This is a genomic window from Streptomyces scabichelini (genome assembly GCF_011045015.1).
In the GTDB taxonomy this organism is placed as follows: Bacteria; Actinomycetota; Actinomycetes; order Streptomycetales; family Streptomycetaceae; genus Streptomyces; species Streptomyces scabichelini.
The window spans coordinates 1-20,464 of record NZ_JAAKZY010000033.1 but is presented as its reverse complement, the minus strand read 5'-3'; the positions used below and the strand labels follow the sequence as shown (position 1 = coordinate 20,464).

Genomic DNA, 20,464 nt, shown 5'->3' with positions numbered 1-20,464 from the left:
CCTGAAGGGGCGCCCCGTCAGGGGCGCGGGGCTGCATCATTTTGCGGCTCCGCCGCGTGGGCGCGACCAGCCACGACGAACCGGCAGCCAACTGACGTCCTACGACGAAGGGAGGGCGCCGTCACCCGACGGCGCCCTCCCTTCGGCTCAGCCCCGCCGGCTAGGCGTACGCCGCGACGTCCTTGACCACCGAGAAGCCAAGTCCGTACGCGCTCATGCCGCGGCCGTACGCGCCCAGGTGGACGCCCTGCTGCGTGGACCCCGCGAGGACCCAGCCGAACTCCGACTCGCGGTAGTGGAAGGGGGCGGGGACCCCGTCCACGGGGAGGGACAGCTTCGACCAGGCGGAGCCGTTGAGGTCGTCCGCGAGGACCCACGCCGTCTCGGTCTGCTGGTCCAGCCAGTCGTCGCGCAGGGTGTGATCCATCTGGCCGGGCCACGTCAGGGTCAGCAGCCCCACGCCCGCGAGCCAGGCCGCGGAGGACACCGAGGTGGCCTCCAGGAGCCCGGTGCCGTCGGCGCTGCGCCGCACGGGGTTGGCCGCGACGGTGACCACCACCGCGAAGCGCTCCGTGTCCTCCGTGGCTTCACTGCGTACGGACGGCTCGTCGCCGTGCCCGATCGAGCCGTGCTCGACGGCACCGTCAGCTGCGGTGCCGACCTGCATCAGCCAGCGCGGTCCCGTGAAGGCCTCATCGAGGCCGTACCACGGGAAGGGCGCCAGCAGGTAGCCGTCGACCGTGCTCCGGGCGGAGGGGACCTGTTGTCCGCCCTCCGCGTCCGGCGCCTTCGCGCCTACCCGACTTGTCGTCTCCATTGCCCGGACGCCTCCTCGCTCTCGTCGAACCGAAACGGCCCGCCCCCCTTCGGGCGTCCCTCCGGTCCGCACAACAACTAGGCAGGATAGCCACAGGTCCGGGGCGAGCCGTGAAACCGGTCGGCGGGTGGGTCGCGTACGCGTCAGCTTCCGGCCGCTGTGAGCAGGCAGAACTCAGTGGCGCAGGCTTCTTGAAGCCCGGGGGCAAACGGCCCAGGGGGCGCACGCCTCAGGTCGCGTACACGTCAGGTTGCGTTGACGTCAGGTCGCGTACGCCTCAGGTCGCGTCCGCGTCGAACGGGGGGCGCTCGTCCGGCTCGGGCTTCTCGCGCTTCTTCGTCATGTCGACGGTGCCGCTGGAGGAAGCCGAGGAGGCGGAGGACGCGACAGACGCGGCGGACGCTGCGGATTCGGACTCTCGGCCGTGTACCGCGTCCGTGACCTCGGCCATCTCCTTCTTCAGGTCGAAGCCGTTACGGATCTCCTTGAGCCCCAGGTCGTCGTTGTCCAGCTGCTTGCGGATGAACGTCTTGGGGTTGAGGTCCTCGAACTCGAAGTCCTTGAACTCCGGGCCGAGCTCCTCACGGATGTCCGCCTTGGCACTCTCCGAGAACTCACGGATCTTGCGAATGGTGCGCGTGACGTCCTGGATCATCTTCGGGAGCTTCTCCGGGCCGAAGACGAGCACGGCAAGGACAACGAGCGTCACGAGCTCGAGCGGTCCTATGTCATTGAACACCTTGCAGCTCCTAGCGATGTCCTCGGCCCGCGGCGGGTCTTTCCGTGGTCCGGGCCGGGTCCACGGTACCCGCCGTTCCTGTCTGTCCGGTACTGTCCCGGCGTCTCGTTCGTGCCGTTCGTGTCAGTCTGTCGTGCGATTCCTGTCAGTTTCTGTCAGTCTCCGACGGCGGAGCCGAGGACGAGGGTGACCTTCTTCTCCTTGCCGTCGCGCTCCAGGGTCAGCTCCAGGCGGTCGCCGGGGCGGTGGGCGCGGGTCTTGACGATGAGCTCCTCGCCGGAACGGACGCGCTGGCCGTCGACCTCGGTGATGACGTCGCCCGCCTCGATACCGGCCCGGTCGCCGGGACCGCCCTTGTTGACCGGCGGGCCACCGTCCCTGCCCTTGGTGCCCACGCGGGCGCCGTCGCCCGCGTACTCCATGTCGAGCGTGACGCCGATGACGGGGTGGGTGGCCTTGCCGGTGTTGATCAGCTCCTCGGCCACGCGCTTGCCCTGGTTGATGGGGATGGCGAAACCCAGACCTATCGATCCGGACTGGCCGCCCTCGAGGTCGGAGCCGCTGTCGGCGGAGCGGATGGCGCTGTTGATGCCGATGACGCGGGCCCTGGAGTCGACGAGAGGGCCGCCCGAATTGCCAGGGTTTATCGGAGCGTCGGTCTGCAGGGCGTCGACGTATGAGACGTCACTTCCGTCGCCCGACTCCCCGCCCGCGGTGATGGGCCGCTCCTTGGCGCTGATGATTCCGGAGGTCACGGTGTTCTCGAGGTCGAACGGTGCCCCTATGGCCACGACGGGGTCGCCGACCTGGACATTGTCGGAGTTGCCGAGCGGCAGGGGCTTGAGGCCGCTGACACCGCCGACCTTCACGACGGCGAGGTCGTAACCCGTGTCGGCGCCGACGAGTTCGGCCTTGGCGGTCTGGCCACCGCTGAAGGTCACGGAGATGTCGCCGCTCGCTCCGGCGGGCTTCACCACGTGGTGGTTGGTGAGGATGTGCCCTCGCTCGTCGAGCACGAAGCCGGTGCCCGTGCCCTGTGCCTCCGACCCGCGCACATGCAGGGTCACCACGCTGGGCAGCGCGCTGGCCGCGATCCCGGCCACGCTGTCCGGCGCCCGGCCCTTGGCCTCCGTACCGGCCTGCGGCAGCACGACGTCATCGATCCCGCCGTTCCGCTCCAGATACGCCCCGATGGCACCGCCCACGCCTCCGGACACCAAGGCGATGAGTACGGCTCCGAGGACCAGCATTCGCTTGATCCGCTTACGCCGCCTGCTCTTGCTGTCGACGGCGGCCCCGTTCTGCTGGAGGGGGGCGGCGGCCCAAGGGTCGTAGTGCTGCCAGGGGGGTGAGGGCTGAGGGGCTGGAGGTTGAGGGACTTGGGCTGGAGCTGGGGGTTGGGGGCTTTGGACCGGACTTTGCTGGTGGGCCTGGGTCTGGGCCGTGTGAGGGCCGGGCGGGACCGGGGCCGCGGGCGGCACCGGCGCCGCGGGTGCGGGCATCTGGGCGCTGTGGGCGGGGCCCGCCCCAGGTGCGGCGGTGCCGTGCATCGGAGCCGCGGCCCCAACCGGGCCCTGCGGCGGCGGACTCACCGCCTGCCCCGGCACACCATGACCCGGGGTCACCCCAGGTGCGGCGGTGCCGTGCCCCGGAGCCGCGGCCCCCACCGGGCCCTGCGGCGGCGGACTCACCGCCTGCCCCGGCACACCATGACCCGGGGTCACCCCGGGTGCGGGGGCGCCATGCGTCGGTGTCGGCGCCGGAGCGGCCGTACCGTGCGCGGGAGTTGTCGCCGGATGCTGCACCGGCGGCGCGGGCGCGTAGGGACCGGGTTCACCGTACGGAGGTGTGCTGTACGGGTCCGGATCGTGCAGGGGCTTGGGCCGCTCACCGGAAGCACGCTCAGCGGGTCCGCGGTCACCGGGCGCGCCGCTTGCGCCGCCGCGCATGTCGTCCGGCGCGTAGTTACCGGGCGCCGAGCCGTCGGGCAGCGGAGCGTCCGTCACCGAGCCGGCCGAGACCGGACCATCCCGCATGGGGTCGCCCGACACCGAACCGCCGGACACCGGGCCACCCCCAGGCGTGGGCTCCGCCTCGTACAGCCCGCCGTACGAACCGCCGTCAGCGCTGTCCCGGACAGGCGTAGCCCGCGCGGGCCGCTCCAGCTCGAAGTCCCCCTGGGTGTCATCCCCGCGAACCCCGCTCGGAGCGTCCTCCGCGTGCTCGTCCGGGGCCGGGGCGCCGTCAGTCGCGGCCGCCCCCGTCCCGTCCCCCGCGGAAGCGGAGCGCTTCGCCTCGTCCATGCTCTCCCCACACCTGGCCCGCGGCGCAGCGCGTCGGCGGTCGCCGCGGATTGTCGACTCCGCGCCCTGGGTCCCTCCGGCGGGCGCGGCCCATCCCTGGATTCAACCAGGTTCACGGGCCGCCGCGCAGAGGTCGGGTTCAGCGGGCGGAGGGAGGCGGAGGCCAGGCGGACGAGTCGGGCAGCGGCAAGGTCGACAGCCCGGGCGCCGCGAACTGCGACGCCGTCGACCATGCGGTCAGCGTGACCGGCGGGGCTGTGTCGAGGGGACGTATGAGCGGGGACATCGCGGCAGCGCCGGCCACCACGGGGGCCGTCAGCGCGTCCAGTGACCGCGAGTCCTGCTGCCCGGCCGACTGGGCCCCTCCGGGAAGCCGCGGCGCGGACACCTCGGTCGGCGCGACCTGCTCCTCGGTGAAGGAACGCTGCCCCTGTGCGATCAGCGGCCCGAAGCCACGGCGACGCTGCTCGGGCGTCGCCGCGCCCGTGCCCTGCGTACGCATCGGTGTCACATTGCTGCCCGAGCCGGACCCGCCCCGTGCGTCCGCGGTGTCGGGCACGCCGGTCGACACCCCGCCGAGCGCCACCGCGGCCAGCGATACGGCGCCGGCCGCGACGAACGCGAAGCGCAGCCCGCGGGAGGCCGATCGGTCGGCCTCCCGCCTGGTGATGTCATGGATACGGAACCCGTGCTGCTCCGAGGGCAGCACGGCGGCATGCGGGCCGGACGGCACGTACTCGAACGGGTCGTGCTTCACTCCGAAGGCTCCGGAGGATCCGAACCCTCCTCCGCCCAGCCGGGAGCCGCCCCCGTCGGAGTCACTTCCCCCGGGCAGCCCCTGAAGGCGGGCCAGGAAGCTCTCGGAGGGTGGTGGTGGAGCCGCTTCCGCGAATACGTTCTTCAGTCGTCGCTGCTCATCGGCCTCGGCCTTGCACTTCGCGCACGTGGCGAGGTGGGCCAGGACGCGCTCGCGCGCCTCATGACCGAGCTCTCCGTCCACCAGGGCGGAGAGTCGGTCTCCCAGGTGCTGCTCTGCCGGCGTAGGACGTGATCCACTCACGCGGTCGCGCCCCCTCCTCCCAGAGCGGGCACTCCGGTCACCACGAGGCCGCGGCGCTCGGCGCGGGCCTCGGGCGACCGGTGGGCGAGGGCCTTGCGGAGCTGTGAGCGGCCGCGGTGGATCCGGCTGCGGACCGTGCCGAGCTTGACGCCCAGGGTCGCGGCGATCTCCTCGTACGAAAGCCCCTCGATGTCACAGAGGACGACCGCGGCGCGGAACTCCGGTGCGAGCGTGTCGAGTGCCTGCTGGACGTCCGCGTCGAAGTGCGTGTCGTTGAAGACCTGCTGCGGGGACGGCTCGCGGCTGGGCAGTCGCTCGGCGGCGTCGTCGCCGAGCGCGTCGAAACGGATGCGCTGCTTGCGGCGCACCATGTCCAGGAAGAGGTTCGTGGTGATGCGGTGCAGCCAGCCCTCGAAGGTGCCCGGCGTATACGTCGACAGGGAGCGGAAGACCCGGACGAAGACTTCCTGGGTCAGGTCCTCGGCGTCGTGCTGGTTGCCCGTCAGGCGGTACGCGAGCCGGTAGACCCGGCCGCTGTGCATGCTGACGATCTCCTCCCAAGTGGGGGGAGTCCACGCCTGCGAGTCCGCGTCGGACGTGAAGGTCGCGGTCTGAGCGGAATCGGCAGCGCGGTACTTGTCAGCGGTGTTGGTCACGGATTTCGGCTCACCTACCGATCTGAGCAGGCGCCTCAGCACCCCTCCTCGATCCCCAGGCGCAGCCGCACCTCCCCTGTCGGCTCTGGTGGTGTCCAGTGGAGCCCCTACCATAGCCACCTCGCCCGTTAGCTCCGGATAAGCGGTTTTACGAGAAATTGATACGCGCTTCCGCGATTGCGTCAGCACTTGCTCGGTGTCCTGATCCATCTGCTACCCCCGCGTCGTTCCCCACCCCCTCTAAACGCCCGGTCCCATCTGCGGGTTCCCGACGCCAACGGATACAGTCACGCCCAGGCAACCACGGGGACGGGAGAGGGTCATTACCGGCAACCGGCAGACGAGCTGGGCGTTCGCCGACGCCTTTGTCGCCGAGGACGACGCGCTGCACTGGGCCCGGGACCGGGCCCGGGAGGCAGGGCTGCGCTCGGTGTCGCCCGGCACGGGCGCCGCGCTGCGGTTGCTCGCCGCCACCGTGGGGGCCAAGGCGGTGGCCGAGATCGGGACCGGAACCGGAGTCTCCGGAATTCATTTGCTGCACGGCATGCGGCCGGACGGGGTACTGACCACCGTGGACCTGGAGCCGGAACGCCAGCAGTTCGCCCGGCAGGCCTTCCGCGCCGCCGGCTTCGCGAGCAATCGCGCGCGTTTCATTCCGGGCCGCGCCCTCGATGTGCTGCCCCGGCTCGCGGACTCCGGATACGACCTCGTCTTCTGCGACGGGGACCGTATGGAATGCATGGACTATCTCGCTGAATCGTTGCGCCTGCTGCGCCCGGGTGGTCTCGTCTGCTTCGAGGGCGTCTTCGTGGACGGCCGGACCGTGGACTCCGGCCCGCAGCCGGCGGAGGTGCTGCGCCAGCGCGAGCTGCTGCGCGCGGTCCGCGAGAGCCAGGACCTGGTGCCCTCGCTATTGCCGGTGGGCGACGGTCTGCTGTGCGCGGTCAAACGTTAATTTTTTGGGCTCGGTTCGCCTCCGGGGCGCAAAAGCCGGTGTCGAGAGCACGACCGTGCTCGACCCTCCTTCGTCGGGCACTCCGCGCTCCCCCGCTCTCGGCTTCGCTCGAGCGGGGGGACCCCCATGCACTCTCGACACCGGCGCGCCCTTCGGCTCACTCGCCGTAAGGCACCGAATGTTGCACTGGCCCTTTAAAGCTGCAGTGGCCCTCGACAAAACAGCTCCCCGGCACCACTTTGTGGGTGCCGGGGAGCTGAAAGGGTATGGTCGCTTCCGCTCAGCCGACGACCTTCTTGAGGGCGTCGCCGAGCGCGTCGGCCTCGTCAGGAGTCAGCTCGACGACGAGCCGACCGCCGCCTTCGAGCGGAACGCGCATGACGATGCCCCGCCCCTCCTTGGTCACCTCGAGCGGGCCATCGCCCGTCCGCGGCTTCATGGCCGCCATGCTCGTTCCCCTTCCTGAAACCAGCTCATCGTCGCCGACGGCCCCTGGGAGGGCACACGTCCTCTAGGACACGCGTCACCGGCATCGAACACATTGCTTCCAAGCCATTATCCCGCATCTCAGGACCCGATGACCAACATCAGTCGGCATCGCTTGCGCAACGCGCTCGAGCAAAACCACTCAATTCGCCGATGTGACTGCGATACTGCGCCACCGCATCGACTTTCTGGCGCCGGAATTCTTTGACGCAGGTCACATGTCTGAACGCAGCCACTCTTCATGATCTCCGCCATGCTGTCCTCAGACGACGACGAAGCCGTGAAATCGGAGGGGACCCACCATGGCCGACACCGTGCTCTACGAGGTGAGCGACGGACTCGCGACGATCACGCTGAACCGCCCCGAGGCGATGAACGCGATGAACACCGAGACCAAGGTCGCCTTCCGGGACGCGGCGCAGGCGGCAGCGGCGGACGACTCGGTACGGGCCGTGCTGCTCACCGCCGCCGGTGACCGGGCGTTCTGCGTGGGCCAGGACCTGAAGGAGCACGTCGGCGGGCTGCTCGCGGCGCGCGAGTCGGGGGGCGACCAGAACGGCGGGGGCGTCATGAGCACGGTGCGGGAGCACTACAACCCGGCCCTGCGGGCCCTGACCGGGTCGGCGAAGCCGGTGGTGGCCGCGGTCAACGGGGTCGCGGCCGGAGCCGGCTTCGGCTTCGCGCTCGCCGCGGACTATCGCATCGTTGCCGATTCGGCTTCCTTCAACACGTCGTTCGCCGGGGTGGCGCTGACCGCCGACTCGGGGATCTCCTGGACGCTGCCGCGCGTCGTCGGTCCCGGCCGGGCCGCCGACCTGCTGCTCTTCCCGCGCAACATCACCGCCCAGGAGGCGTACGACCTCGGTATCGCCAACCGTGTCGTGCCCGCCGCCGAGCTGGCCGCCGAGGGCCTGAAGGTGGCCCGCACGCTGGCCGAGGGCCCGACCCTGGCGTACGCGGCCCTCAAGGAGTCCCTCTCCTACGCCCTGTCGCACTCCCTGGACGAGGCCCTGGAGAAGGAGGACGAGCTGCAGTCCCGGGCGGGTGCCTCCGAGGACCACATGATCGCGGTGCAGGCGTTCATCAACAAGGAGAAGCCGAAGTACCTGGGTCGATAGCGGCTCGGACTGCGCGGCGTGCGACTCAGCGGCCGCGCGCCACGCAGTCCGCCAGGTGGTCGTCGACCAGACCGCACGCCTGCATCAGCGCGTACGCCGTGGTCGGCCCGACGAAGCGGATGCCGCGCTTTTTCAGGGTCTTGGAGAGGGCCGTCGACTCATCCGTGACCGCCGGGACGTCGGCCAGCGTTGTCGGGGCCGGGCGGGTGGCCGGGTCGGGGGCGAAGGACCAGATCAGTTCGTCCAGCTCCCCGGAGGGCCAGTCGGCGAGCACGCGCGCGTTGGCGAGCGTCGCCTCGATCTTGGCGCGGTTGCGGATGATGCCCGGGTCGCCGAGCAGCCGCTCCTTGTCCTTGTCCGTGAAGGCCGCCACGTCCGCGATCTTGAAGTCGGCGAAGGCCGCGCGGAAGCCCTCGCGGCGGCGCAGGATCGTGATCCAGGACAGGCCCGACTGGAAGGCCTCCAGGCACAGCCGCTCGTACAGCGCGTCGTCGCCGTGGACGGGGCGGCCCCATTCCTGGTCGTGGTACGTCACGTAGTCCTCGGTCGACAGGGCCCAGGGGCAGCGCAAGGCACCGTCGGGGCCCTTCAGGGCGTCGCTCACCGGTGGTCCTCCTCGGTGTGCTTCTCCAGGGAGGTGTCCCGGGCCGCCCTGGCTCCGGCGAGCGCGGCCTCCAGGTCGGCGATCCGGCTGTCCCGCTCGGCCAGTTCGGCGGCGAGGCGGCCCAGGGCGTCGTCCACATCCACCATGCGGTAGCCGCGGACGGCCATCGGGAAGCGCAGCGTCTCCACATCACCGCGGTGCACCGGGCGGTCCAGGGGCAGAGGGTCCACGAAGCGCTCGGGCGGGGCTTCGGGCAGGGCGGCGCTGTCGCCGCCGCCCACCACGGCGAGGGTCACCGCGCCGACCACCACGACGAGGGCGACGACCAGGAACAAGAACATGAACATCGCTGCGGTCCCCCACGCTCTGTTGTCGACCGTTGCCGACTCTTGCCGACGCGGGACGCGTCGGCTCGGAAAGTGTCAGGCTCCGATCGTGCCATGCGACTCTGACAGTTAGGGTCGCAGGCGGCGGAACTGCGACAACCGCCGAGAACGACAGGAGAGATCACAGGGCATGCTCAGGCTGGGCAGGCGTGAGTTCGACGCGCACGAGCCGGTGATCATGGCGATCGTGAACCGGACCCCGGACTCCTTCTACGACCAAGGGGCCACGTTCCGCGACGAGCCCGCGCTCGCGCGCGTGGAAGAGGCGGTGTCAGAGGGTGCTGCCATCATCGACATCGGCGGGGTCAAGGCCGGTCCCGGTGAGGAGGTGACGGCCGAGGAGGAGGCGCGACGCACGGTGGGTTTCGTCGCCGAGGTGCGGCGTCGCTTCCCCGACGTGATCATCAGCGTCGACACCTGGCGGCACGAGGTCGGTGAGGCGGTCTGCGAGGCGGGCGCGGATCTGCTCAACGACGCGTGGGGCGGGGTCGATCCGCTGCTCGCGGAGGTCGCCGGGCGGTACGGGGTGGGGCTCGTGTGCACGCACGCGGGGGGTACGCGGCCTCGTACCCGGCCGCATCGGGTCGAGTACGAGGATGTCATGGCCGACATCCTGCGGGTCACCCTTGGGCTGGCCGAGCGCGCGGTCTCGCTCGGGGTGCCGCGGGAGTCCGTGCTCATCGATCCCGGGCACGACTTCGGCAAGAGCACGCGGCACAGTCTGGAGGCCACGCGTCGGCTGGGCGAGATGGTCTCCACGGGGTGGCCCGTGCTGGTCTCGCTCTCCAACAAGGACTTCGTCGGGGAGACGTTGGACAAGCCGGTCAAGGAACGGGTCCTCGGAACCCTCGCCACGACGGCCGTCTCGGCGTGGCTGGGGGCGCGGGTGTACCGCGTCCACGAGGTCGCGGAGACGCGCCAGGTGCTGGACATGGTCGCGTCGATCACCGGCCACCGGCCGCCGGCTGTTGCCCGGCGGGGGTTGGCGTAGCCCGCGCGGGTGACGCCAGGGGGAGGGTTTTCGCCCCCGCCTCCTTCGACACCAACGCCACCGCCTCGTCCACGTCGTCCGTCAGGTGGAACAGCAGCAGGTCCTGTTCCGAGGCCTTGCCCTGGGCGATGAGGGTGTTCTTGAGCCAGTCGACGAGGCCGCCCCAGTACTCCGTGCCGAAGAGGACGATGGGAAAGCGCGTGACCTTCTGGGTCTGGACGAGCGTGAGGGCCTCGAAGAGTTCGTCGAGGGTGCCGAGTCCGCCGGGCAGGACCACGAAACCCTGCGCGTACTTGACGAACATCATCTTGCGCACGAAGAAGTAGCGGAAGTTCAGCCCGATGTCGACGTACGGGTTGAGCCCCTGCTCGAAGGGCAGCTCGATGCCGAGCCCGACCGAGATCCCCTTGGCTTCACAGGCACCCTTGTTGGCGGCCTCCATGGCGCCCGGTCCACCGCCCGTGATGACGGCGAAGCCGGCTTCCACCAGTCCGCGGCCGAGCTTGACCCCAGCCTCGTACTCCGGCGAGCCCACCGGCGTACGGGCCGAGCCGAACACACTGATCGCGGGCGGGAGTTCGGCGAGCGTGCCGAAGCCCTCGATGAACTCCGACTGGATACGCAGCACTCGCCAGGGATCGGTGTGCACCCAGTCCGAGGGCCCGCCCGCATCCAGCAGCCGCTGGTCCGTCGTACTCGCCTGCACCTGGCCACGCCTGCGCAGCACAGGGCCGAGCTGCTGTTCCTCCGGCGGCTGCTTCTTGCCCTCCGGGTCACCAGTAGCCATGTCCGCTCCCTCCGCTTGCCGTCGTTCCACCCCAGCGTAGGTCTACGCGGGTTACGGAGGGGGGACGCCGGCATGTCCGCCATGAACCGCCACCGCGTACGGGTCAGGACGTCAGCCAGGCCCGCAGCCGCTCCTCACCCGCCAGGATCTTTTCCGTTTCGACCCGTTCGTCCCGCTTGTGCGCCAAGTGCGGATTGCCGGGACCGTAGTTGACGGCCGGGACGCCGAGCGCGCTGAAGCGGGAGACGTCCGTCCAGCCGTACTTGGGCTGCGGGGTGCCGCCGACCGCCTCGATGAAGGCGGCGGCCGCCGGGTGGGACAGACCGGGCAGCGCCGCCCCGCTGTGGTCGTCGACCACGAACTCCTCGACTCCGCAGTCCGCGAACACCTCGTGGACGTGGGCCAGGGCCTCCTCCTCGCTGCGGTCGGGCGCGTAGCGGAAGTTGACGGTCACGACGCATTCGTCGGGGATGACATTGCCCGCCACGCCGCCCGAGATCCCGACGGCGTTCAGGCCCTCGCGGTACTCCAGGCCGTCGATCACGGGGTAGCGCGGTTCGTACGAGGCCAGGCGGGCCAGGATCGGGGCGGCCGCGTGGATGGCGTTCGAGCCCATCCAGCTGCGCGCGGAGTGGGCGCGCTCGCCGCGCGTCTTCAGCAGGACGCGCAGCGTGCCCTGGCAGCCACCCTCCACCTGCCCGTCCGAGGGCTCGAGCAGGACCGCGAAGTCGCCCTCCAGCCAGTCGGGATGGGCTTCGGCCACATGCTTCAGACCGTTCAGGTGCGCGGCCACCTCTTCGTTGTCGTAGAAGACGAAGGTGAGGTCCCGGTTGGGTTCGGGGACCGTGGCCGCGATGCGCAGCTGGACGGCGACGCCCGACTTCATGTCGCAGGTGCCGCAGCCCCACAGCACGCCGTCCTCGTCGAGACGCGAGGGGACGTTGTCGGCGATCGGCACCGTGTCGATGTGCCCGGCGAGGATGACGCGCTCGGCCCGCCCCAGGTTCGTACGCGCGACGACGTTGTTGCCGTACCGGTCGACCGTCAGATGCGGCAGGGCGTGCAGCGCGGCCTCGACGGCGTCGGCCAGAGGCTTCTCGCTGCCGCTCTCCGAGGGGAAGTCGACGAGCTGCGCGGTGAGCCGGGCGGCGTCAAGAGTGAGGTCAAGTGGGGTGTCGGCCATGCGGTCGACCCTAGCGCGGCGGTCCGGGCGGCCGGCCTGCCGCCCACAGGAGCCATCGCGCGGCAGCTGTACGAACCCCTGCCTGGCAGCCGCTTTCCCTGCCCAGCAGCCGCTTTGAGCCATCCCCCGCAGCCTGTTGACCAAATGTCCATAGTCTCGTCACCGGGCTCTGGGGCCTTCGCTACCTTGTTACTCGTGCGTGAACCCGTCAGTCCCGTCCGTCGCCGCCGCCTCCCCCGTTTCGGAACGGCCCTCGCGATACTGCTCGCCCTCGCGGCGTACCTCACGGTCCAATACGTCACCGGTGGCACGGGAGTGCCGCGCTGCACGGTCGCCTCGGGCAAGGGCAACGGCGCGTCGTACGAGTTCACGGCGGAGCAGGCGGTGAACGCAGCGACGATCTCGGTGGTCGGCACCAACCGCGGCATGCCCGAGCGGGCCGTCACGATCGCGCTCGCGACGGCGCTCCAGGAGTCCGGTCTGCGCAACATCGACCACGGCGACCGGGACTCGCTGGGCCTGTTCCAGCAGCGGCCCTCGCAGGGCTGGGGCACCGAGACGCAGATCATGGACCCGACATACGCGGCGAGCGAGTTCTACGAGCACTTGGCCAAGGTGCCGGACTACTCGGGGCTGCCGCTGACCGTCGCCGCACAGCGCGTGCAGCGCAGCGGCTTTCCGGAGGCGTACGCGAAGCACGAGCCGGACGCCGCCCTGCTGGCCGCGGCCCTGACGGGGCGCGCGGCGGCGACACTGACCTGCGAGGGGCGCCCGGATGTGCGGCCCGGCGGTCCGGACGCGGTGCGCGCCGCACTTGTACGGGACTTCGGGCAGGACGCGTTCCAAGAGGCGGGCGCGGGGCGCGAGATGAGGGCCGAGGCGGGCGCCACGCCGTCGGCTTCCGCCACGGCTGCGGGCGGTCCCGCGCGCTCCCGCACGGTGACCATCCCCGTCCCGGACACCCCTGCCGCCGAGGGCGGGCAGCGGCAGCGCGGCTGGGAGCTGGCGCACTGGGCCGTGGCCAACGCCTCCGCGCTGCACATCCAGAAGGTCTCCCACGCGGGCCGGGTCTGGATAGCCGGGAACACCGGGAGCGAGTGGCGCGCGGACGGCTCGGGTTCCCGGGCCTCCACAGGCGAAGTCCGAATCGTCACTGGGCAGTAGTACGAATCCTCACCCGTTGGAGGGACGCTCGTGCGCGCCATGTCCACGGCGCGCACGGGTTTTCGTCCGGCCACACCCGAATCGGCCTACTCCCATGGGAGCAAAGGGCCGTAAGGATTCAGCACACTTTCTCACCGGACGTTTTTTGCCCGGTTTTCTCCGCAGCCGATAATGCGACGCATTGCCAACTCTTTACGTTGGGCCACCGCAACCTTCGTGGACTTCGAGCGGTAGTCACTGCGTCCGAGCCCGGGACGATCAACAGCCGGTCGGTCGACAGCCAGTCGACGACTGCCAACTGCCGGGCAAGGTCGCACACTTCACCGTTTCTCTCCCGTCTAAGGAGCATCATGTCCCTCCCCCTGACCCGCCGGATCGCCCGTACCGCGCTGCTCGTCGCAGCGGGAGCGGCTGCCGGGGTCGGTGCGGCCGGCTCCGCCAGCGCGGCGCCCCAACTGCCGGCGGCCCCCGACCTCGGCGGGATGTCCGCCCTGGACAGCGCGGGCACCACCGTCGACGGTGCCGCGCAGAAGACCACCGACCTCGCGGGCGACGCGGGCAGCAAGGCCGTCAAGAAGGCCGTGCCGGCCGCGGGCAAGACGGGTGGCAAGGCCGTCAAGACCACGGGCAAGGTCGTCAAGAAGACGACGCCCGTCGCACAGCAGGCCGCCGGGGATGTCGCCGGTTCCGCGGGCGAGGTGCTCGGCGACACCGCGAAGTCGGGCGGGACCCTGCCGACCGACGGCCTCACCAAGGGCGGCATCCCCGGCACGGACACGCTGCCGGCGCAGACTCTTCCGCTCAACTGATACAGCGCTCGTACGGCGAAGGGGTCCAGGTGCACGCCACCTGGACCCCTTCGCCGTACGTATGACTCAGGCCCTACGTACGATTTCGCCGCTGTACGAGACCTACAGACGCTCCACGGCCGCCCGTACCCGCTCGTCCGTCGCCGTCAGCGCCACGCGGACGAACCTCTCGCCCGCCGGCCCGTAGAAGTCGCCCGGCGCGACCAGGATCCCCAGTTCCGCCAGATGGGCCACGGTGTCCCAGCAGGACTCGTCCCGGGTCGCCCAGAGGTACAGGCTCGCCTCGCTGTGCTCGATGCGGAAGCCGTGGCGCAGCAGGGCCTCGCGGAGGGGCGCCCGGCGGGCCGCGTAACGCTCGCGCTGTTCCCGTACGTGGGTGTCGTCACCGAGGGCGGCGACCACCGCGGCCTGGGTCGGCGCGGGCGTCATCATGCCGCCGTGCTTGCGGATCTGGAGGAGGTCACCGAGGACCGTCTCGTCGCCCGCCAGGAACGCGGCGCGGTAACCCGCGAGGTTCGACCGCTTCGAGAGCGAGTGGACCGACACGATCCCCTCGTACGAGCCGCCGCACACGTCGGGATGCAGGACCGAGACCGGGGCGGCCTCCCAGCCGAGCTCGATGTAGCACTCGTCGGCGAAGACGAGGACGCCGTGCTCGCGCGCCCAGGCGACGATGCGGGTGAGCTCCGCCTTGGACAGGACGCGGCCGGTCGGGTTCGACGGGGAGTTGAGCCACAGGAGCTTCAGGCCCTCGGGGTCCAGCTCCGTCGGGTCTTCGTACGCCACGTGGTCCGCGCGGGCCAGGCGGGCGCCGACCTCGTACGTCGGGTAGGCGAGACGCGGGTACGCCACCTTGTCACCCGGCCCGAGGCCCAGCTGGGTCGGCAGCCAGGCCACCAGCTCCTTCGAGCCGACGACCGGCAGGACGCCTCGGTGGGTGAGGCCGCGGGCGCCCAGCCTGCGCGCGCACCAGCCCGTGAGCGCGTCCCGCAGTTCCGGAGTGCCCCAGACCGTGGGATAGCCGGGTGAGTCGGCGGCCGCGACCAGAGCCTTCTGGATCAGCTCGGGTACGGGGTCGACCGGGGTGCCGACGGACAGGTCGACGATGCCGCCCGGGTGAGCGGCGGCCGTTGCCTTGAAGGGCTCCAGCTTGTCCCAGGGGAAGGCGGGAAGCCGGTCGGAGACTGCGGACACGGGTTCTGGCTCACTTTCTCGTACGCGTGTACGTGGAGCGCGTACGGCAAACGCCTCGGTCCCGTGCGGCGGCAGTGCCGTACGGGACCGAGGCGGCACACTCTCGTACGTACCGCTTACTGGTTCTGCGGCGGCAGCGCTGCGATGAAGGGGTGGTCGCGCTCGATCAGACCCAGCTTGCTGGCGCCGCCGGGCGAGCCGAGTTCGTCGAAGAACTCGACGTTCGCCTTGTAGTAGTCCTTCCACTCTTCCGGAGTGTCGTCCTCGTAGAAGATCGCCTCGACCGGGCAGACCGGCTCACAGGCTCCGCAGTCGACGCATTCGTCCGGGTGGATGTACAAGGACCTGGAGCCCTCGTAGATGCAGTCGACCGGGCACTCCTCGATGCACGCCTTGTCCTTGACGTCGACACAAGGCTGCGCGATGACGTAGGTCACGCTGTCGTTCCTCCTCGATAGGGCGCTGGCGGGCCTCCTCAGGCTCCGCCGCCTGGCGCGCGGGAGCGCGGCGTCGTCGATGCCCGCACCTAGTATCTCCGTTCTTGGGCATGATCCGAACAGGAGGGTTGGACTGAGCTGTGGATTTCTCCGCGCACATACGGCTCGAGGTCCGTATCACCCCCGCTGACGTGGGCAAACGTGTCTCGGTACGGCAGCTGGACGAAGACGCCCCGAAGGGTGAGAAGTTCACCGACACGGTTGGCGTTCTCACATCATGGGACGAAGGTGTGCTGCTGGTCACACGACGGTCCGGGGAGCGTGTCCGTATTCCGGAGGCTTCGCTGGTCGCGGGCAAGGTGGTGCCGTCCGCGCCTGCTCGCCGCCGGGGCCCTTCGGCGTCGTACGAGGAGCTGGCGCGGGTCGCCGCACGGGCCTGGCAGCCGGTGGAGCGCGCTCGCCTCGGCGACTGGGAGCTGCGGGCCGCCGCCGGATTCACCCGGCGGGCCAATTCGGTGCTGCCGCTCGGTGATCCGGGCCTGCCGCTCGACGAGGCGCTGTCGCTCGTACGGGACTGGTACGCGGCCCGTGACCTGCCCGCCTACATCCAGACCGCGACCGGGGCCGAGGGCACGCAGGAGCTGCTGTGCGCGGAGCTGGAGGGGCGCGGGTGGACGCGTGAGGTGAGCGCCGAGCTGTGGACCGGTGCGCTGGCGCCGCTCGGCGATCTTCCGGATCCCCCTCGCCCGGTGGTCCTCTCCCGCTCGGCGGACGAGGCGTGGCTGGACCGATATCAGCGCAAGGGCATAAGCGACGTGGCCCTCGATGTGCTGGGCAGCGGGCCTTCGGTGTGGTTCGCGACGGTGCCCGGCGGCGTCGAGCCGGGCGCCGAGCCAGGCGTTCCCGCCGCGATCGGGCGCTGTGTGGTGGACGGCCGCTGGGCCGGCTTCGCCGCGGTCGAGGTCGACGCTTCGCTGCGCCGCCAGGGCCTGGCCACCATGGTGATGGGCGCCCTGGCCCGCCAGGCCCTGGCCGAGGGCGCCTCGGCGGCGTGGCTCCAGGTGGAGACGACCAACGCGGGGGCACGGGCACTGTACGGGGGGATGGGGTTCGCGGCGCATCACACGTACCACCACTACCGCGAGCCGGAGGCGCCGGACAGCACCGCCGGCGGGCGCGCCGGAGGCGGGTAGGGCGGTGAAACTGTCGGTAAGGGCCACGCAGCGGTATCGATCGGCGTGAAAGGGCACGAGGCAGTTATGGGTCCCCCTCATCCTCCTGAGCCGGAACTGAGTGCCGCTTGGCGGCGGTCGTTCGCCGACGAGGCGCGGGCCGAGCGGCCCGATCTGTCGCTGCTGTGCCTTCTCATCGGCGCCGAAGCGGACGGGACGCTGGACGAGGCGGGCATCGACGCCGCGCAGATCGAGCTGGACCGGCTGGCCGGGGCGCTGCCGTTCCGGCCGGGTGGGCCGCGCTCCTGGGCCACGGCACTGGCCGAGCATCTCGGCGGGCGCTGTCGCTTCCGCGGTACGCCCGGTGACTACCAGCGGCTGGAGTCCTCGCTCCTGCACGCGGTGCTGCGGCGGCGGCGCGGGCTGCCCATCCTGCTCTCGGTGGTGTGGATGGAGGTCGCCCGCAGGGCGGGAGCGCCCGTGTACGGGGTCGCCCTGCCCGGGCACTTCGTGGTGGGCTTCGGCTCCCCGGAGGAACAGCTCCTGGCCGACCCCTTCGACGGCGGCCGCGTCCTGACCGGTACCGACACGGAGCTGCTCGTGGCGGGCGCCACCGGCGCACCCCTCGACCCCTCGATGCTCACCCCCGCCGACCCGCTGGACGTCGTCCTGCGCATCCTCAACAACATCCGCGCCTGGGCCGCCGCCCGCCCCGAACGCGGCGACGTCGCCCTGTGGGCCGTGGACCTCTCCCTGCTCCTCCCGTCCCACCCCGCCCGCCTCCGCTACGACCGCGCCCAACTCCTCGTCCAGCGCGGCGACTTCCTCACGGGCGCCACGGAACTCGACGCGTACGCCGATGTCGTGGCCCCGGTCGACGAACCGGCCGCGGACCAGGTACGCCAACAGGCCCGCGCGGCCCGCGCGATGCTCAACTGATCAGATCCGCGTACCCCGTACGGTGACGCCGCCGTCACGGCTGGGTACGGTGACTCCGCCCGTCGGCACGGCTGCGGAGGGGCAGCGGCGGGATGAGACTGACTGTGCTCGGCGGCACCGGTGCGTGGCCCACGGCCGACCAGGGATGCAGCGGCTACCTCGTGGAGCAGTCCGGCTTCCGGCTTCCGGCTGCTCGTCGATCCGGGGTACGCGACGCTCCCGCGCCTGCTCGATCACATCACCGCCGACGCGGTCGACGCCGTCCTGGTCACCCACGGGCACCCCGACCACTGCGCCGACCTGAACCCCCTGCTCCGCGCCCGGGCGCTCGCCGACGATCCACCGCCCGCGCTGCCCCTGTACGCGCCCTCCGGCGCCCTCGACGCGGTCCTGGCGCTCGACCGGCCGGGCATGCTCGCGCCCGCGTACAGCCGCCGCGACTTCGCGCCGGGCGCCGTGCTCACGGCCGGCCCCTTCACCGTCGTGACGGCGCCGCTCCCGCACCACGTCACGAACGCGGGCCTGCGCCTGACCACGGCGGACGGCGTCCTGGCGTACACCGGGGACACCGGTCCGAGCCCGGAGATCGTCCGCCTCGCCCGCGACGCCGACGTCCTGCTCTCCGAGGCGACGTACCCCCACCAGGTCCCGGACGAGGACGCCCCGTACCTGCTGACCGCCGTCCTGGCCGGGCGGTACGCGGCAGAGGCGGGCGTGGCCCGGCTGCTCCTGACCCACCTGTGGCCGGGAACGGATCCGGCGACCGCGGTGCGGGCGGCCGCCGGGGCGTACGACGGCCCGGTCGACGTTGCGACGACCGGGCTCGCCGTGGACATCGAACCGTCTGGTTCGGACTAGTTCGGACTAGTCCGAACTAGTTCGGATTCGTCTCGATCTCGCCGACGCGGTCCGCCGCCGACTTGCCGAGGAGCGCGGGCCTCAGCGCGCCGACCACGTCCTGGGGCGTGACCGCCGTCTTCTTCCCGTTGCCCCGTTGGATCGTCACGCCGTCGAACGTCGTGCCGTAGAGCTCCTCGAGCGCTTCGAGGTCGTACTGCGGCACGAGCTTGCCGTTGACGGCCTTCACTCCGAGGAACTTCCAGAGCGAGTTCTCCGGGCTGAACTGGATCTCCGCGGAACCGGCCCTGACGGTGACGAGCCCCGACATCGCCGGCTCGGCGAACTCCTTCATCATCCGGTCGACCTCGGCCTTGCTGACCGTGGGCTCCTTGGTCGTGGTGGGAACCTGCACGGGGTCCGGCTTCCCGGTCTCCACCTGCGCGCGGTACGCCTCCTCGACGGCCTGCGTCGACTGGGCGATGGCGATGCCCTTGCCCGCCTTGCCGTACACGGGGGTGGCCTTGCCCGACTCGAACTTGATCGTACCCTCGGCCGCCGTGCCGGTGCCGCCCGCTGCGCGCTCCAGGGCGGCCCGCAGCTTCTCCTCGTCGACGGGCATCTCGGGCTCGACGACGCGCTCGCCGCCGAACAGCGAACCGATCACCGACACGGGGTTGTAGTCACTGCCCGCTGCGGCACGCACCGTGGCCTGGCTGTCGAACTGGAGGCCGGCCTGGTCCGGCCTGAGTGCGACGGTGTCGCCGTCGACCGAGAGCTGGAGCGGCTTGGCCGCATCAGCCTTGAAAGCGTCATCGAGCTTCCTGACCGCCTCGTCGCGGGTGCCGCCGCCGATGTCGACGCCGAGCACGGTGGTGCCCTTGGGCACGTCGGAGTGGTTCATGAGCAGCCCGGCGCCGTACGCGATACCGGCGATACCCACCACACCCGCGCCCAGGAGCACCAGCTTGTTGCGCCCCTTCTTCTTCGGCTTCGCGGCGGCGGGCGCGGTCGGCGAGACCGGCTCGGGCAGCTTCGGGGGCTGGTGCGGCAGCGGGCCGTCGGAGTGCGCGCCCGGCCCGAACGGCGAGTTCTGGTGGGACGGGACGACGGGGATGCCGCTGGTGACGGTGTGCCCGGAGACGTTGTCACCGGCGCCGCCGTAGCCGGGCGGTTCGGGCGCCGGCTTCTGCGGGGTGAGGATCGCGGTGTCGTCGCTCATCCCGCCACCGGGACGGCCGGCGCCACCGGCCGGAGCACCGGAACTGCCCGGGCCACCGGGCCCACCGGGACCGCGCGAGGCACCCGCGCTGCCCGGGCCGCCGGGGATGCCGGAGCCGCCCGGTCCGCCGGGCCCACCGGGACCGCTGGGGCCACCAGGCCCACCGGGACCGCGCGAGGCGCCAGGTCCGCCCGGGGCACCCGCGCTGCCCGGGCCGCCGGGGATGCCGGAGCCACCCGGTCCGCCGGGCCCACCGGGACCGCTGGGGCCACCGGGCCCACCAGGACGGCTCGGATCACCAGGCCCACCGGAACCGCTCAGGCCAGCGGGTCCGCCAGGTCCACCCGGGCCACCCGCGCCGCTCGGGCCGCCGGGACCACCCGGGCCGCTCGGACCGCCGGGACCACCCGGGCCACCGGAAGCGCCGTGCATTCCCAAGCCGCTCTGACCGCCGGGCCCACCGGGACCGCTCAGGCCACCAGGCCCGCCAGGACCACCAGGCCCGCCAGGTCCGCCAGGACCACGGCCACCGGTACCACCGGGACCGCCGGGAGCACCTGGCCCCCCGCGCCCCCCAGGACCACCGAAGCCGTCGGAGACCCCGT

General features: G+C 71.3%; 21 protein-coding genes. 8 read left to right on the top strand and 13 right to left on the bottom strand.

The genetic code is table 11. The features are described 5' to 3' along the window. Nucleotides 1–160: 160 nt before the first annotated feature. The 5 genes from G5C60_RS13235 to sigE form a co-directional block, all read right to left on the bottom strand. The gene (locus G5C60_RS13235; RefSeq protein ID WP_165258452.1) at nucleotides 161–817 is read right to left on the bottom strand and encodes a hypothetical protein; all 657 of its coding nucleotides are present in this window, start codon (nucleotides 815–817) and stop codon (nucleotides 161–163) included. 277 nt (nucleotides 818–1,094) lie between these two features. Beyond that, the gene (locus tag G5C60_RS13230; RefSeq protein WP_165258450.1) at nucleotides 1,095–1,556 is read right to left on the bottom strand and encodes a sec-independent translocase; all 462 of its coding nucleotides are present in this window, start codon (nucleotides 1,554–1,556) and stop codon (nucleotides 1,095–1,097) included. Nucleotides 1,557–1,711: 155 nt separating this feature from the next. Continuing rightward, nucleotides 1,712–3,859, bottom strand: coding sequence for a trypsin-like peptidase domain-containing protein (locus G5C60_RS13225; RefSeq protein ID WP_420907366.1), 2,148 nt, complete (start codon nucleotides 3,857–3,859; stop codon nucleotides 1,712–1,714). A gap of 139 nt (nucleotides 3,860–3,998) precedes the next feature. Beyond that, nucleotides 3,999–4,919 (bottom strand): zf-HC2 domain-containing protein, encoded by a 921-nt coding sequence (locus G5C60_RS13220; RefSeq protein ID WP_165258448.1) that lies wholly within the window; start codon nucleotides 4,917–4,919, stop codon nucleotides 3,999–4,001. Next, nucleotides 4,916–5,689 carry an RNA polymerase sigma factor SigE gene (gene sigE / locus G5C60_RS13215; RefSeq protein WP_206439454.1) on the bottom strand — a complete coding sequence of 258 codons (774 nt, stop codon included), beginning with the start codon at nucleotides 5,687–5,689 and terminating at the stop codon, nucleotides 4,916–4,918. The genes G5C60_RS13220 and sigE overlap by 4 nt, the downstream gene beginning before the upstream one ends. Before the next feature lie 142 nt (nucleotides 5,690–5,831). Between sigE and G5C60_RS13210 the strand changes: the two genes are divergently transcribed. Then, on the top strand, nucleotides 5,832–6,530 hold the full coding sequence (locus G5C60_RS13210; RefSeq protein WP_165258510.1) for a class I SAM-dependent methyltransferase: 699 nt from the start codon (nucleotides 5,832–5,834) through the stop codon (nucleotides 6,528–6,530). A gap of 280 nt (nucleotides 6,531–6,810) precedes the next feature. Here the strand turns inward: G5C60_RS13210 and G5C60_RS13205 are convergent, their stop codons facing one another. Beyond that, nucleotides 6,811–6,978, bottom strand: a complete 168-nt coding sequence (locus G5C60_RS13205) for a DUF3117 domain-containing protein (RefSeq protein ID WP_003966491.1) — start codon at nucleotides 6,976–6,978, stop codon at nucleotides 6,811–6,813. Nucleotides 6,979–7,318: 340 nt separating this feature from the next. Between G5C60_RS13205 and chcB the strand changes: the two genes are divergently transcribed. Further along, nucleotides 7,319–8,134, top strand: coding sequence for a 2-cyclohexenylcarbonyl CoA isomerase (gene chcB / locus G5C60_RS13200; RefSeq protein WP_165258444.1), 816 nt, complete (start codon nucleotides 7,319–7,321; stop codon nucleotides 8,132–8,134). Between the two features lie 25 nt (nucleotides 8,135–8,159). Here the strand turns inward: chcB and G5C60_RS13195 are convergent, their stop codons facing one another. After that, nucleotides 8,160–8,738, bottom strand: a complete 579-nt coding sequence (locus tag G5C60_RS13195; protein ID WP_165258442.1) for a DNA-3-methyladenine glycosylase I — start codon at nucleotides 8,736–8,738, stop codon at nucleotides 8,160–8,162. Beyond that, nucleotides 8,735–9,085 carry a DivIVA domain-containing protein gene (locus G5C60_RS13190; protein ID WP_165258440.1) on the bottom strand — a complete coding sequence of 117 codons (351 nt, stop codon included), beginning with the start codon at nucleotides 9,083–9,085 and terminating at the stop codon, nucleotides 8,735–8,737. The genes G5C60_RS13195 and G5C60_RS13190 overlap by 4 nt, the downstream gene beginning before the upstream one ends. Nucleotides 9,086–9,254: 169 nt before the next feature. Here G5C60_RS13190 and folP point away from each other — a divergent pair, with 169 nt between their 5' ends. After that, nucleotides 9,255–10,115 carry a dihydropteroate synthase gene (gene folP, locus G5C60_RS13185; protein WP_165258438.1) on the top strand — a complete coding sequence of 287 codons (861 nt, stop codon included), beginning with the start codon at nucleotides 9,255–9,257 and terminating at the stop codon, nucleotides 10,113–10,115. Here folP and G5C60_RS13180 read toward each other — a convergent pair. Both G5C60_RS13180 and dapE read right to left on the bottom strand, forming a co-directional pair. Beyond that, the gene (locus tag G5C60_RS13180) at nucleotides 10,069–10,902 is read right to left on the bottom strand and encodes an LOG family protein (protein WP_241266759.1); all 834 of its coding nucleotides are present in this window, start codon (nucleotides 10,900–10,902) and stop codon (nucleotides 10,069–10,071) included. The two genes, folP and G5C60_RS13180, sit on opposite strands and share 47 nt — an antisense overlap. Before the next feature lie 103 nt (nucleotides 10,903–11,005). Next, the gene (dapE, locus tag G5C60_RS13175) at nucleotides 11,006–12,085 is read right to left on the bottom strand and encodes a succinyl-diaminopimelate desuccinylase (protein WP_165258436.1); all 1,080 of its coding nucleotides are present in this window, start codon (nucleotides 12,083–12,085) and stop codon (nucleotides 11,006–11,008) included. A 195-nt stretch (nucleotides 12,086–12,280) separates the two neighbouring features. Between dapE and G5C60_RS13170 the strand changes: the two genes are divergently transcribed. Both G5C60_RS13170 and G5C60_RS13165 read left to right on the top strand, forming a co-directional pair. Then, complete coding sequence (locus G5C60_RS13170) at nucleotides 12,281–13,249, top strand: VldE C-terminal domain-containing protein (protein WP_338145804.1); 969 nt, start codon at nucleotides 12,281–12,283, stop codon at nucleotides 13,247–13,249. Nucleotides 13,250–13,599: 350 nt separating this feature from the next. Continuing rightward, a complete protein-coding gene (locus tag G5C60_RS13165) occupies nucleotides 13,600–14,058 on the top strand; it encodes an ATP-binding protein (RefSeq protein WP_165258434.1) in 459 nt (152 codons plus the stop codon). Nucleotides 14,059–14,160: 102 nt separating this feature from the next. Here G5C60_RS13165 and G5C60_RS13160 read toward each other — a convergent pair whose 3' ends face one another. After that, nucleotides 14,161–15,252: a bifunctional succinyldiaminopimelate transaminase/glutamate-prephenate aminotransferase gene (locus tag G5C60_RS13160; protein ID WP_165258432.1), complete on the bottom strand. Its 1,092-nt coding sequence runs from the start codon at nucleotides 15,250–15,252 to the stop codon at nucleotides 14,161–14,163. A 116-nt stretch (nucleotides 15,253–15,368) separates the two neighbouring features. After that, the gene (fdxA, locus tag G5C60_RS13155; RefSeq protein ID WP_018089397.1) at nucleotides 15,369–15,689 is read right to left on the bottom strand and encodes a ferredoxin; all 321 of its coding nucleotides are present in this window, start codon (nucleotides 15,687–15,689) and stop codon (nucleotides 15,369–15,371) included. Between the two features lie 140 nt (nucleotides 15,690–15,829). On the opposite strand from fdxA, the gene G5C60_RS13150 reads away from it, so the two are divergent. The 3 genes from G5C60_RS13150 to G5C60_RS13140 all read left to right on the top strand — a co-directional run bounded on the left by G5C60_RS13150 (nucleotide 15,830) and on the right by G5C60_RS13140 (nucleotide 18,658). Then, a complete protein-coding gene (locus G5C60_RS13150; protein WP_165258430.1) occupies nucleotides 15,830–16,882 on the top strand; it encodes a GNAT family N-acetyltransferase in 1,053 nt (350 codons plus the stop codon). A gap of 66 nt (nucleotides 16,883–16,948) precedes the next feature. Further along, on the top strand, nucleotides 16,949–17,800 hold the full coding sequence (locus G5C60_RS13145; RefSeq protein ID WP_165258428.1) for a transglutaminase family protein: 852 nt from the start codon (nucleotides 16,949–16,951) through the stop codon (nucleotides 17,798–17,800). A gap of 120 nt (nucleotides 17,801–17,920) precedes the next feature. Continuing rightward, a complete protein-coding gene (locus G5C60_RS13140) occupies nucleotides 17,921–18,658 on the top strand; it encodes an MBL fold metallo-hydrolase (RefSeq protein ID WP_338145803.1) in 738 nt (245 codons plus the stop codon). Between the two features lie 16 nt (nucleotides 18,659–18,674). On the opposite strand, the gene G5C60_RS13135 is transcribed toward G5C60_RS13140, so the two are convergent. Continuing rightward, the coding region (locus G5C60_RS13135) for a hypothetical protein (protein WP_420907365.1) at nucleotides 18,675–20,464 on the bottom strand (1,790 nt) is incomplete at its 5' end.